Source organism: Jiangella anatolica (genome assembly GCF_003236295.1).
In the GTDB taxonomy this organism is placed as follows: domain Bacteria; phylum Actinomycetota; class Actinomycetes; order Jiangellales; family Jiangellaceae; genus Jiangella; species Jiangella anatolica.
In genome coordinates, this window is the sequence record NZ_POTW01000024.1 from 63,438 (window position 1) to 76,041 (window position 12,604).

Annotated in this window: 13 protein-coding genes and 2 pseudogenes; 4 read left to right on the top strand and 11 right to left on the bottom strand. The window is 72.7% G+C overall.

Features of this window, described 5'->3' with window-relative positions:
* Nucleotides 1-7: 7 nt before the first annotated feature.
* From C1I92_RS35585 to C1I92_RS33775, 3 genes and pseudogenes are all read right to left on the bottom strand, one after another.
* Nucleotides 8-973: pseudogene (locus C1I92_RS35585) on the bottom strand (chitinase); the annotation flags it as partial.
* A 177-nt stretch (nucleotides 974-1,150) separates the two neighbouring features.
* Nucleotides 1,151-3,175 (bottom strand): annotated as a pseudogene (locus C1I92_RS35590) (glycosyl hydrolase family 18 protein); the annotation flags it as partial.
* Between the two features lie 207 nt (nucleotides 3,176-3,382).
* Nucleotides 3,383-3,544: a hypothetical protein gene (locus tag C1I92_RS33775; RefSeq protein ID WP_158564100.1), complete on the bottom strand. Its 162-nt coding sequence runs from the start codon at nucleotides 3,542-3,544 to the stop codon at nucleotides 3,383-3,385.
* A gap of 15 nt (nucleotides 3,545-3,559) precedes the next feature.
* On the opposite strand from C1I92_RS33775, the gene C1I92_RS12340 reads away from it, so the two are divergent.
* Nucleotides 3,560-4,009 carry a DUF1707 domain-containing protein gene (locus tag C1I92_RS12340; RefSeq protein ID WP_111254957.1) on the top strand — a complete coding sequence of 150 codons (450 nt, stop codon included), beginning with the start codon at nucleotides 3,560-3,562 and terminating at the stop codon, nucleotides 4,007-4,009.
* Between the two features lie 7 nt (nucleotides 4,010-4,016).
* On the opposite strand, the gene C1I92_RS12345 is transcribed toward C1I92_RS12340, so the two are convergent.
* On the bottom strand, nucleotides 4,017-5,027 hold the full coding sequence (locus tag C1I92_RS12345; RefSeq protein ID WP_438940527.1) for a 4-hydroxy-3-methylbut-2-enyl diphosphate reductase: 1,011 nt from the start codon (nucleotides 5,025-5,027) through the stop codon (nucleotides 4,017-4,019).
* Nucleotide 5,028: 1 nt separating this feature from the next.
* Here C1I92_RS12345 and xseA point away from each other — a divergent pair, with 1 nt between their 5' ends.
* Both xseA and C1I92_RS12355 read left to right on the top strand, forming a co-directional pair.
* Entirely contained in the window at nucleotides 5,029-6,234 is a 1,206-nt protein-coding gene (gene xseA, locus C1I92_RS12350; RefSeq protein WP_111254971.1) for an exodeoxyribonuclease VII large subunit, read from the top strand.
* Between the two features lie 11 nt (nucleotides 6,235-6,245).
* Nucleotides 6,246-6,464, top strand: coding sequence for an exodeoxyribonuclease VII small subunit (locus tag C1I92_RS12355; RefSeq protein WP_111254959.1), 219 nt, complete (start codon nucleotides 6,246-6,248; stop codon nucleotides 6,462-6,464).
* Here C1I92_RS12355 and C1I92_RS12360 read toward each other — a convergent pair.
* From C1I92_RS12360 to C1I92_RS12390, 7 genes are read right to left on the bottom strand one after another with little or no spacing between them, the layout of a single operon-like run.
* Complete coding sequence (locus C1I92_RS12360) at nucleotides 6,446-6,970, bottom strand: hypothetical protein (protein ID WP_111254960.1); 525 nt, start codon at nucleotides 6,968-6,970, stop codon at nucleotides 6,446-6,448. The genes C1I92_RS12355 and C1I92_RS12360 overlap by 19 nt on opposite strands.
* A complete protein-coding gene (locus C1I92_RS12365; RefSeq protein WP_146605114.1) occupies nucleotides 6,967-8,082 on the bottom strand; it encodes a hypothetical protein in 1,116 nt (371 codons plus the stop codon). Before C1I92_RS12365 ends, C1I92_RS12360 begins: the two co-directional genes overlap by 4 nt.
* 37 nt (nucleotides 8,083-8,119) lie before the next feature.
* Nucleotides 8,120-8,650 carry a DUF4245 domain-containing protein gene (locus C1I92_RS12370; protein WP_158564101.1) on the bottom strand — a complete coding sequence of 177 codons (531 nt, stop codon included), beginning with the start codon at nucleotides 8,648-8,650 and terminating at the stop codon, nucleotides 8,120-8,122.
* A 13-nt stretch (nucleotides 8,651-8,663) separates the two neighbouring features.
* Nucleotides 8,664-9,716, bottom strand: a complete 1,053-nt coding sequence (locus tag C1I92_RS12375) for an ABC transporter ATP-binding protein (protein ID WP_111254963.1) — start codon at nucleotides 9,714-9,716, stop codon at nucleotides 8,664-8,666.
* Nucleotides 9,713-10,516, bottom strand: a complete 804-nt coding sequence (locus C1I92_RS12380) for an ABC transporter permease (RefSeq protein WP_233506936.1) — start codon at nucleotides 10,514-10,516, stop codon at nucleotides 9,713-9,715. The genes C1I92_RS12375 and C1I92_RS12380 overlap by 4 nt, the downstream gene beginning before the upstream one ends.
* Nucleotides 10,513-11,298, bottom strand: coding sequence for a molybdate ABC transporter substrate-binding protein (gene modA, locus C1I92_RS12385; RefSeq protein ID WP_111254964.1), 786 nt, complete (start codon nucleotides 11,296-11,298; stop codon nucleotides 10,513-10,515). The genes C1I92_RS12380 and modA overlap by 4 nt, the downstream gene beginning before the upstream one ends.
* Entirely contained in the window at nucleotides 11,295-11,699 is a 405-nt protein-coding gene (locus tag C1I92_RS12390) for a TOBE domain-containing protein (RefSeq protein WP_111254965.1), read from the bottom strand. Before C1I92_RS12390 ends, modA begins: the two co-directional genes overlap by 4 nt.
* A gap of 286 nt (nucleotides 11,700-11,985) precedes the next feature.
* On the opposite strand from C1I92_RS12390, the gene C1I92_RS12395 reads away from it, so the two are divergent.
* On the top strand, nucleotides 11,986-12,604 hold a 619-nt coding region (locus tag C1I92_RS12395; protein WP_146605115.1), incomplete at its 3' end, for a DUF222 domain-containing protein.

Below are 12,604 nucleotides of genomic sequence, written 5' to 3' on the forward strand. Positions count from 1 at the left end.
GCCGCGGCGCGGCCAGGACGGCGCCGCCGCTGAGCGGCGTCGGCGACGGTGAGGGTCCGGTGGGGCCGCGACCCTCACCGTCGCCGGTCCTGGTGCGTCAACTGGTGCCGAGATAGGCGCCCAGGGCGTTGGCGAACTGGTAGCCGTTCGTCGCATCCCAGTTGACCGACCAGGTCATCGCCCCGCCGATCGGTCCCCACGGATCGGGCGGCACGAACCTGCCGCAGCGGGTCGCGGTCGCCAGGCAGTCCAGGGCGGCCGTGACGTTCGACGGCGACTGGTGGCCGCCGCCCGCGGCTTGCGGCGTCGCCGGCAGGCCGAGCCCGACCTGATGCGGCGCCAGTCCGGCTTCGAGCTCGATGCAGGCGAGCGCGGTCAGGAAGTCGACCGTGCCCTGGGAGTAGACCTGCTGGTCGCAGCCCAGCATCGAGCCGGAGTTGTAGTACTGCATGTTGACGATGGTGAGGATGTCGCGGATCGCCAGCGCCAGCTTGTAGTACTCGAACGTCGGCGCCTGGAAGTCGATCGTCTGCGGCGCCATCGTGATGATCAGATCGGACCCGGCCAGCGCCCGCAGCTGCCGCAACGCCTGCTCCATGAACGTCGCGTTGATCCCGTGCTCCAGGTCGATGTCGACGCCGTCGAAGCCGTACTCCTGCATGAGCGCGTACGTGCTCTGCGCGAAGTTGCTGGCCTCGGTGGCATTGGTGACGCCGACATGGCCGTTCTGGCCGCCGACGGAGATGACGACGGTGCCGCCGGCGGCCCGGCGAGCGGCGATGTCGGCCTTGAACTGGTCGACGGTGTAGCCGCCGAGCTCGGACGAGGCGAGGTTGAACGTGATGCCGCCCGGCCGGCTCGGCTGGTTGTCCGCGAACGCGATCGCCAGCAGGTTGTACGCCCGCGGAACCTGGGAGACCCGCAGCACCGTCGAGCCGTTGTTGAAGTTGTGCCAATAGCCGGTCAGCCAGCGGTCACCCGGATCGCCGGGATCGCCGCCGCCGTCCTCAGTGCCGGTGTCCCCGCCGGTCTCCGACCCGGTCTCCGAGCCCGTCTCCGACCCAGTGTCCGAGCCCGTGTCCGTGCCGGTGTCGGTCCCGGAGTCGGTGCCGCCGCCGTCGCAGGGCCCGTCGTCGCGCCAGGGACCCCACTCGCTGGGCGCGGGGGTGTCGCCCTGGGTCCAGTGCCGGGCGGTCCAGTGGTGCCCGTTGTGCGACACCTGGTTCCCGCCGACGTACACCGTCGTCGCGTTCCAGGCCGGCGCGGTGCAGGCCGCCGTCCCGCCGCGCTCCGTGCCGGACGCGGTGCCGGTCTCGCTCCCCGACGCGGCGCCGACGTCGGTCCCCGTGTCCGCGCCGGACGCACCGGACGCACCGGACGTGCCGCCGGAACACGCGCCGTCGTCGCGCCAAGGACCCCACTCGCTGGACGCGGGCGTGTCACCTTGCGTCCAGTGCCGCGCGGTCCAGAGGTGCCCGTTGTGCGACACCTGGTTCCCGCCGACGTACACCGTCGTCGCGTTCCAGGCCGGCGCCGTGCACTCGCCCGGCCCGCCGTCGTCTCCGCCGGTCGCGTCGCCACCCGAGACGTCGCCACCCGAGACGTCGCCACCCGAGACGTCGCCACCGGACGCGTCGCCGCCGGTGTCGTCGCCGCCCGGTGGACCGCCGGTCGCCAGCCGCGAGCCCATCAGCCCGACCAGCTCGTTCTCGAAGTCACCGGCCAGGTCCCACCACATCGCGCCGCCGAAGCCGCCGGCCGTGATGTAGCCGGCCTTCCGGTCCACCAGCCACGGGTCGTCGAAGGACCAGAACTCGGTGCCGTCGTAGGACCACGAGGCCATGACCTGCTCGTCGTGGAAGATCTGGCCGCCGCGCAGGTTGCGGTAGCGGTCGCTCCCCGGCTCCTCGGGGAACTCGCCCGGCGCGGCGCCGGACGCGTTCTGCCACGCGCCGTGCTTCCCGCCGTCCGTGACCCCGGTCCAGCCACGGCCGTACAGCGGGATTCCCATGGTGAGCTGGGACGGTGAGACGCCGCGGTCGACGTAGTACCGCATCGCCGCGTCGACGCTGAACCGCTGGCCGTCCGCGAGCGGGTTGGCCGAGTCGTCGTTCAGGTTGGCCTGGTGGCCGGCCAGATCCGGGTCCCAGGTGCCGTGCAGGTCGTAGCCCTGCACGTTGCCGAAGTCGAGGTAGTCGAAGATCTGGCTCACGTCCCAGCCGGCGTCGACGAGCACGGGGTTGGCCGGCAGGAACGCGCTGAGCTCGTACGTCTTGCCGGTCTGCGCTCCGTGCGCGTCGAGCTGACGGCGGAACTCCGCCAGCAGCGCGGTGAAGTTCGCCTTGTCGTCCGGCGACCAGTGGTTGCCAGGGTGCTGGAGGTTCTCCGGCACGCCGGGCCACTCCCAGTCGATGTCGAACCCGTCGAACACCCCGGCGCCGGAGCCCGGCCCGCCGCGGCCGTCGATCACCGGCAGGTTGCCGCGCAGGAACAGGTCGATGCACGACGAGACGAACCGCTGGCGCGACTCCGGCGTCGCGGCGGCGCGGGAGAAGTGCCGCGACCAGGTCCAGCCGCCGATCGAGACCAGCGCCTTGAGGTGCGGGTACTTCGCCTTGAGCTCCTTGATCTGGTTGAAGTTGCCGGCCAGCGGCTGGTCCCAGACGTCGCCGACACCGTCGACGGAGTCGCCGGCCGCGAACCCGCGGCCGTAGTCGGCCCAGGCGTCGCCGGCGTAGTCGCCCTCCGACGGCGAGTCCTTCGGCCCGTTGGGCCGGTTGGCCTCGAAACAGGTCAGCGTGTCCGGGTGGATGTTGGCGAAGGCGTAGTTGAGATGCGTGAGGTCGGCCGCCGCTCCGGACTGGTCCAGATCCTGGACCAGGAAGTTCCGGCCGTAGATGCCCCACTGGGTGAAGTAGCCGACGTTGCGGTAGCCGTTCGCGGCCGCGGCCTGCGCCCGCACCTGCGGCGTCTGCTGCGCCGTCACAGCGTCGTCCGGTTGGGGTGACGGTGCGCCGAAGGCCACTGCGACGCTCGTGACCAGCAGTCCCGCGGCGGCGCCGTACGCCGCCGCGGTGCGCCATCGAGTCTTCATGGGTGACTCCTTGCCTGATGTCGTCCGTGACGATGACTCGGATCTGCGGATCCGATCGCGGGCATCACCTCCACGAGGCATGGGCAGGCTGAAGCAGGGCAAATGACTAGGGGCGTGACTGGCCAGAAGGGCTGGCGGTTCGGGCGATTCGCGGCCCGTGATCTCATTGCACCGGAATGGCCTCGAATCGAATTGGAAAGAAAGTTAGCAGAAGCGCTGTGCTCTGCCAAGGGGCCTGTGACCGGTTGTCAGGACCACCGGCACAGCCGCTCGCGCCAGCGCGTCGACTCAGATGAGCCAGCGGTTCTTCTGCACGAACGGGATGCGCTCCCCATAGCGCCCGAAGCCCGAGGGAGCGACGACGGGGGACCGGGAGGCCGCCGCGAGATTCGACCGCATGCCGGTCCGGATGATCACGTCGTCGCTGCGGTCGTATCCTTGCTCGCACACCGAAGGGAGACCAGCATGAGCGATCTGCCCGCGCGGCGGCCGGAGCAAAGGGCGAGCGACGCCGACCGGGAGATCGTCGCCGAGGACCTGCGCGACGCCTTCGGCGAGGGCCGGCTCGACAACGACGAGTACGAGCGTCGCATCCAGGCGGTGTGGGAGTCGCGCACCTACGGCGAGCTGGACCGCCTCACCGCCGACCTGCCGCAGCCACGGCAGCGTGAGCGCCTGCAGGAGGAGCAGAAGGCGGTCGAGGCGCGCAAGAAGCGCGAACTGCGCGAGTACCTCGACGAGTGGCAGGCGTGGGTCGGCGGCGCCGTCATCATGATCGGCATCTGGGGCATCAGCAGCCTCACCGCGGGCGAGCTGAGGAACTTCTGGCCGGTCTGGCCGCTCGGCATCTGGGGCCTGATCCTGCTGGTCAGCGCGTTCGGCGGCGGCAAGGACGACAAGAAGAAGGACGGCTGAGGGCCGGTCAGTCCGCGGTGGCCGACGCCTTGAGGTCGCGGCGCAGCTCGCGCGGCAGCGAGAAGATCAGGGACTCCTCGGTGGTGCGGTGCTCCTCGACATTCGGGAAGCCACGCTCCCCCAGCCACGCGACGACGCCGGCGACGAGGTCCTCCGGCACCGACGCACCGCTGGTCACGCCCACCGTCGACACGCCGTCGAGCCAGGCCTCGTCGATCTCGGAGGCGTTGTCGATGCGGTACGAGGCGTCGGCGCCGGCGTCGAGCGCGACCTCGACCAGCCGCACCGAGTTGGACGAGTTGGCCGAGCCGACGACCAGCACGAGCTCGGACTCGGCGGCGATCTCCTTGACCGCGACCTGGCGGTTCTGCGTCGCGTAGCAGATGTCGTCGCTGGGCGGGCTGATCAGCGCCGGGAACCGCTCGCGCAGCCGGCCGACGGTCTCGTACGTCTCGTCGACCGACAGCGTGGTCTGCGACAGCCAGACGACCCGGGACGGGTCGCGGACCTGCACCTTGTCGACGTCGTCCGGGCTCTCGACGAGCTGGATGTGCTCGGGCGCCTCACCCGCGGTGCCCTCGACCTCCTCGTGCCCGTTGTGGCCGATCAGCACGATGTCGAGGTCGTCCTTGGCGAACCGGCGGGCCTCGTTGTGCACCTTGGTGACCAGCGGGCAGGTCGCGTCGATGGTCCGCAGCCCCCGCTCCCCCGCCTCGGCGTGCACCATGGGCGACACGCCGTGCGCGGAGAACACCACCAGCGCACCCTCGGGCACCTCGGACAGCTCCTCGACGAAGATCGCGCCGCGCTGCTCCAGCGTCTCGACGACGTGCTTGTTGTGCACGATCTGCTTGCGGACGTAGACCGGCGGGCCGTAGTGGTCCAGCGCCTTCTCGACGGTGACGACGGCGCGGTCGACGCCCGCGCAGTAGCCCCTGGGCGCGGCCAGCAGAACTCGTCCAGTCATACGCCCATGGTAGGTGCCGTCACCGTCGGTTCCCCAAGGTACGGTGCCCATCGTGGCCCTCGACACATCCCCGGAGAAGCCCGCACCGGTCCGCGTCATCTCGCAGCTGATCGGCGGCTGGGTGGCGCGGCTCGGCCCGGTCTGGGTCGAGGGACAGGTCGCGCAGTACTCCCGCCGCCCTGGCACGGCGACGGCGTTCCTCACCCTGCGCGACCCGCACGCCGAGGTGTCGCTGACGGTGACCTGCCCGGTCGGGCTGCTGGACGCGCTGGACGCGCCGCTGGCCGACGGCGCCCGCGTCGTCGTGCATGCGAAGCCGTCGTGGTACTTCACCCGCGGGACGTTGTCGCTGGCCGCCGACGAGTTGCGCACCGTCGGGCTGGGCGACCTGCTGGCCCGGATCGAGCGGCTGCGGAAGATCCTGGCCACCGAGGGCGTCTTCGCCGACGCGCGCAAGCGGCCGCTGCCGTTCCTCCCGCGTGTCATCGGGCTGATCTGCGGCCGCGACTCCAAGGCCGAGCACGACGTGCTCGAGAACGCGCGACGGCGCTGGCCCGGCGTGCGGTTCCGGGTCGAGCCGGTCGCCGTGCAGGGGCTGAACGCCGTCAGCCAGGTGATGGACGCGCTGCGGGTGCTCGACCGCGACCCCGAGGTGGACGTCGTCATCATCGCCCGCGGCGGCGGTTCGGTGGAGGACCTGTTGCCGTTCTCCGACGAGGCGCTGATCCGGGCGGTCGCCGCGGCGTCGACGCCGGTCGTCAGCGCGATCGGCCACGAGGCCGACACTCCGCTGCTGGACCTGGTCGCCGACGTGCGCGCGTCGACGCCGACGGACGCGGCGAAGCGGGTCGTGCCCGACGTCGCAGAGGAGGCCGACCGGGTGGGGCGGGCGCGGGAGCGGATCCGGTCCGCCGTCCGGCACCGGCTGGACCGCGAACGGCATGGCCTGGAGTCGCTGCGGTCGCGTCCCGCGCTGGCCGACCCGCACCACGGCCTGCGGCTGCGTGCGTCGGAGCTGGAGGCGCTCGTGCAGCGGGCCCGGCGCACCGTCCGGCACGCGCTGGACCGTGCCGCCGTGGACGTCGACCACACCCGGGCCCGGATCCGGGCGCTGTCGCCGGCCGCGACGCTCGAGCGCGGCTACGCCGTGGTGCAGAAGGACGACGGCGGCGTCGTGCGCGCACCCGACGACGTGGTCGCGGGCGAGCACGTGCGGCTGCTGGTCGCCGGCGGCGAGATCGCCGCCGAGATCCGGTAGGTTGGCGTCCCATGCAGTCCGCCGAACCCACCTACGAAGAGGCCCGCGACGAGCTCATCCAGATCGTCGCGAAGCTGGAGGCCGGCGGCAGCACGCTGGAGGAGTCGCTGGCGCTGTGGCAGCGCGGCGAGGATCTGGCCGCCCTGTGCGAGCGCTATCTGGACGGGGCAAGGGCCAAGCTCGACGCGGCGAGCGCCGCCGGCACTGACGATCAGACCTCGCCGTCGTAGGACGTGCGCCTGCCCTCGGCGGTGAGCCGGGCCAGCCGGTCCGCATAGTCGGGCGGCGGCTGCTGCCGCCAGGAGTAACCACGCTGGATATCGGCGTGCGTGAGGCCGCGTTGGGCCAGCCAGGCCCTCTCGGCCTCGGTGCTGTCGGCCTCGTGACCGACGGCGTACTCGATGTACGGCGTCTCGCGCGGGTGGCCCCAGTCCTCCGCCGGGACGGGGTACGGGTCGTCCGGCGCCGGCTCGGGTCCGAACAGGTCGTACCAGAGATTGCGCAGCCACTCGTCATTCAGCCACTGCGTCTCACGCTGGCCAACCGGCTGGTCCGACGAGTCACGGATGTGCGCGGCCAGTTCGTCCTTGAAGGCGGCGAACTGCTCGCGCCGCTCCGGGTCGCTCTCCCAGGACGCGACGGACTCGCACCCCTCGGTGTAGCCATCCGGGTCGCCATCGACGCCGGTGAACCAGTTCCCGAGGATGCGGTCGTAGTTGCGAGTCGTGTCTGTCACGAGGTCGTGCTCCTCAGCCGGATGAACTTCTCGTCGGCGACCTCGGTCGGGTAGCAGGTCACCAGTGCCCACGTGCCGAGGTCGGTCCTACGGAAGATCATGGCAGCTCCCGGGTCCTCTCCTTCGGCGATCTGGTCGGTTCGGACGATCGGCATCGGACCACCACCAGTTTGCATGGCATCGCCACGAGCCGACCTCCAGTGCCGCGCGGTTAGTGTCGTGCCGGTGCCCGAGCCGCGAAACCCCGTCGCGTCGCCCGGCTCGAGGCCGGCCACGTCGGCGGGCACGAAGATTCGCACGCGGCCGGCGTCGGCCTGGTCGGTGAGGTAGTCGTGTAGGCCGTCGAGGGTGCCGCCGGTGTGGGCCAGGAGGGCCTTCAGCGGCTTGATCATCGCCTCCACCGTGGTGAACTTCCCCGCGATGTGCCCGATCCCGTGCTTCGTGGTGACCGTCCCGTCCGGATCGCGGCGCCAGGAGTTCTTCGCGTCGGTCCGGCCCATCGGGTCCTTCTTCCAGCTCACCCGGGCCATCAGCGCCTCGTCCGGCACGTCGGGCCCGTGCAGCTGAACGGCGTGGCCGCGGGCATGGCAGACCATCGCCAGCAGCTCGTCGCCCACCTCGTCGCCGAACTCGGCGCGCAGGCCGGCGGCCACCGAGAGAGGGATCGTGTTGACCACGGGGGCACGCTCGGCGACCTCGGATGGCTGCCGCTCGTCGACGGCGGCGTCGGCGACCAGGTCGGCGACGTAGTCGTGGCCGGGACCGCCGGCGAATCCGGCGACGAGCGCCGCAGGACCCGAACCCAGCATCGACGGCGTCACCACGCAGGGCGCGCCGGTCAGCAGCTCCACCAGCGACCGCGTCTCGGCGGCGAACACCCCTGCCAGCCCGGCCAGCTCCCGCTCCGCCGCCGTCGCACCGGCGTCGGCGTGCGACACGACCTGGGTGGCGAGGCCGCCTACCCGGGCGGCGTCGGCCGCCCGGGCCACTCCGGCCGCCCGGGAGCGGACCTCGCCGAACAGCGGCGCGCTGGTGCGGTCGAGGTCCAGCCACGCGTCGAGCAGACCGGTCAACGCCCGCCGGACCGGACCGCTGCCGTCGTTTCCCGCCACGTCAGCGAAGGTGCCGCCGGCCCGGGACCTGTGACACTCAGCGCAGCAGCCGGACGAACGCCTCGAGCTCCTCGTACGAGACGGTGCCGCGCACGATCGTCAACGCGCCGTCGACCCGGACCAGTGCGCGGTCGGGTGCGTCGTCGTCCTCGAGGAGGCGCTCCCAGGTGACGCCGTCGATGGTGCTCTCGCCGTCCGGCGCGAAGTCCTCCAGCCGCTCGTCGCGGTAGCTCTCGATCTCGCCGTCGGTCTGCTCGAGGCCGACGAACGCTTCGCCCTCGTCGATGAGGAAGCCCAGCCGCCACCGGTCGCCGCTCTCCTCCTGGGCGAAGTCGACGCTGGTGGCGCGCCAGCCGTCCGGGACCGGCTCCGGCGCGAGCACCGGGTACGCGTACTCCTCCCGCGCGACGGTGAGCGCCTGCTGGTAGTCGACCGGGTCGGGCAGCCGCGGCTCGGGGTCGTTGAGCACGTTGAACACGATCGCGATCGCGGCGATGACGCCGGCCAGCACGCCGACGCTGCGCAGGATGTCGCCCAGCGACGGGTTTCCGCGGGTCGAGGTGGCCACGGACAGCATGGTGTCACGCCGGGTAGACGCTGATCTCGGTGGCCTTCACCGACGCCCACACCTGCCCGCCCGGCTCCAGGCCGAGGTCGGCGACGGCCAGCGGGGTGACGTCGGCGAGCACCGGCACCGCGCCGTCCGCCGTCACCCGGACGAGGTCGCCGTGCGCCTCCAGGTCCGCGATCACCAGCGGCCAGGCGTTGCGGGCCGACCCCTCGGGCCGGCGCGGGCTCAGCGTGACGGCGACCGGCGGGAACGCGATGTGCACCGGCCCGCGCGCTTCGTGCGCCAGTGCGACGACGGCGCCGGACGGCAGCTCGGCCGTGCGGCCGGACGCGGTGCCGGTCAGCAGGTTCAGTCCGACGAGGCGGGCGACGTAGTCCGTGCGGGGACGGCGGGCCACCTCGGCCGGCGCGCCCTGCTGCACGACCCGGCCACCCTCCAGCACGACGACGCGGTCGCCGAGCACCATCGCCTCCAGCGGGTCATGCGTGACGACGAGCGTGCAGCCCGCGTAACCGGCGAGGTGACGGCGCAGCTCGGCCCGGACCGCCGGCCGGGTGCCCGCGTCGAGGGCCGCCAGCGGCTCGTCGAGCAACAGCAGCCGCGGCTCGACGATCAGCGCGCGGGCCAGCGCGACCCGCTGCGCCTGCCCGCCGGACAGCTCGCCGGGACGCCGGCGCTCGTAGCCGTCCAGTCCCATCCGACCCAGCCACTCGCGCGCCTCGGCACGGGCGCGGTCGCGGGGCAGGCCACGCGAGCGCAGCCCGAACGCGACGTTCTCCAGCACGCTCATCTTCGGGAACAGCAGGTAGTCCTGCACGACCATGCCGACCCGCCGGTCGCGCGGGCGGACGTGCACGCCGCCGGCCGGGTCGTCGAGCGTCACGCCGTCCAGCTCGACGCGGCCGTCGTCCAGCGGCAGGATCCCGGCCAGCAGCTCCAGCGTCGTCGACTTGCCGGCGCCGTTCGGGCCGAGCAGCGCGACCACCGCGCCGGGCGCGACGTCGAGCGCGACCCTCAGGTCGAGGTCACCGCGGCGAAACGCGAGGTCGGCGGAGAGGCTCATTGTGACGCCCCGATCCAGCGGTCCCGCAGCCCGACCAGGATCGTCACCGACACGGCGATCATCAGCAGGCTCAGCACGATCGCGACGTCGCTGTCGCCGGCGTTGATCGCGACGTACGCCTCCAGCGGCAGGGTGCGGGTGGTGCCGGGGAAGCTGCCGGCGAACGTCACCGTCGCGCCGAACTCGCCGAGCGCACGGGCCCAGCACAGCACCGCGCCCGCCAGCACCCCGGGAGCGACGGCGGGCAGCGTGACCCGGCGGAACGTCGTCCACGGCGTGGCGCCGAGCGTGGCCGCGACGTCGTCGTAGCGGCGGTCGGCCGTGCGCAGCGCGCCCTCGACGGCGACGATGAGGAACGGCATCGCGACGAACACCTGCGCCAGCACGACCGCCTCGGTGGTGAACGGCAGGCTGACCCCGAACGTGTCGTAAAGCCAGGCGCCGACCAGCCCGCGCCGGCCGAACACCATCAGCAGCGCGACGCCGCCGACCACCGGCGGCAGCACCAGCGGCACCGTCACCAGGCCGCGCAGCACCGACCGGCCGGGCAGCGCCGTCCGGGCCAGCAGCCAGGCGACCGGCACCCCGCACACGAGCGCGACTCCGGTCGACACCGTCGCCGTGACCAGCGACAACCGCAGCGCCGTCAGCACCTCGTCCGACGCCAGGATCGACGGCAGGTCCCCCCACGGCGCCCGCGCGACCAGGCCCGCCATCGGCAGCACCAGGATCGCGACGCCGAGCGCCGCGGGGATCAGCAGCGCCGCCGGGACGCGCAGGTCAGCGGTCCTCCGGCTCACGGCTCCAGGAAACCAGCCTCGGCGAGGACGGTGCGGCCCGGCTCGCCGGTGATCGCGTCGACGACGGCCCGAGCGCCCTCCGGGTTCGGCGCGTCGGCCAGCACCGCGACGGGGTACTCGTTGACAACCGCGTCGGCCACCTCGATGATCTCGACGGCGTCGCCCTCGGCCGCCGCGTCGGTGACGTAGATCAGCGCCGCGTCCGCCTCGCCGAGCGCGACCAGCGACGCCGCCTCCTTGACGTCGGTCGTCAGCGTGTCCGGCGCCGCTGTCACCCCGGCCGCGTCGAGCAGCCGCTGGGCCGCGCCCCCGCATGGGACCTGCGGCTCGCAGATCGCGACGCGCAGGTCCTCGTTCGCGAGGTCGGCCAGCCCGGTGACGTTGTCCGGGTTGCCGGCCGGGACGGCCAGCGCCAGCGTGTTCCGGGCGAAGATCACCGGCTCCCCGTCGACCACGCCGCCGGCGACCGCGTCGTCCATCGTGCTCGTGTCGGCCGTCGCCAGGACGTCGGCGGGCGCGCCGGCCAGCACCTGCTCGACCAGCCCCGACGACGGCCCGAACGAGTAGACGATCTCCAGGTCCGGGTACTCGTCCTCGAGCTGGCCGGCGAGCGTCTCGAACGACTCCGTCAGCGACGCCGCCGCGAGCACGGTCACCGTCCCGGCCGGCGTCGTCGCGGGCGCACCGGCCGGCGGCGCCGCGCTGCCGCCGTCGTCTCCCCCGCAGGCGACGGCGAGCAGCGCGGCCGCCGTGACCGCGAGGGTCAGCCGGGCCCGGCTCATGCCCGGCCCGCCGGCAGATCGACGACGACGTTCGTGGCCTTGATCGACGCGATCGCCGCGACGCCGACCTCGAGCCCCAGCTCGTCGGCGGCCTCGCGGCTCATCAGCGACACGACGCGGTGCGGGCCGGCCTGGATCTCGACCTGGGCCATCACGCCGTCCTTCCGCACCGAGATCACGATGCCGGGAAAGTGGTTGCGCGCGGACTCGCGCGGCGTGGGCAGCGCCGCCTCGCCGGGCACGCTCTCGCGGGCCACCCGGGCCAGCTCGGCCCCATCGACGACCATCCGTCCGGCGTCGTCGCGGTCCAGCCGCAGCCGGCCCGACTCCGCCCACCGTCGCAACGAGTCGTCGCTCACCCCGAGCAGGCGAGCGGCGTCAGAGATCCGAAACTGCGGCACAACGGATACGATAAACCCGCAACTGCGGATCGGTCATCAGTTGTCGGCCGGACGTGTGTTCGATAAGATCATCGGCAGAAGGTCTGGCCGTCACCGGGAGCGGCAGCAGTGGGTTCCCGGGCGTTGAAGCAGGGCATCACGCCAGGTGTCCCACCTCGTCCACGGTCGCAGCGATCAGCGTGTCTGCGGTCGTCCCACCCCAGCCCGGACGGGCCAATGCGGGTGGCACGCGCTCGCCCCTGAGGGGCTGGGCGTCCTCATCGTGGACGAGAGAGGGTGACCCGCCGTGTCCGATCCGATCGACCACCTGGCCGCCGCGCCGCCGGGCCCAGGGCTGGCCGCGCTGCTGGCCCGGTTGGAGCTCGCGGCGCTGTCGGCGCATGAATTGGTCGTGGTGGCACAGGCGCGGCAGCGTCAGCTCGCCCACGACGAGGCGGCGCTGCTGCGGGTGTTCGCCGAACTCGCCGCCCGGCCGGAGTATCAACGCTGCGACGCTCTCGAAGACCTCGCCACCGGGCACACGCACCGGGCGGTCCAGGCTGCCGGCGACGAGGTGTCGCTGGCGCTTCGCTGGAGCCCGGGCCGCGCCACCGCACGGGTCGCACTGGCGGTGGAGCTCGAGGAGGACCTCCCCGACACCCTTGCCTCGCTCGCCACCGGCCACATCGACGCGGACAAGGCACGGCTGATCGCCGAACGAACCCGCTGCGTCGCCGACCGCGCATCGCGACGACGAGTCGAGGCCGCCGTGCTGCCCTGTGCCCGGACACACACCCGGTGGACGCTGGACCAGCGGCTTCGCCGCGAGGTCATCGCCGCCGACCCCGCCGGAGCAGAAGAGCGCCACCGCCGGGCGGCCCGAGACCGCCAGGTGAGCCGTCCCGAACCCGCCGCACCGGGCGGTG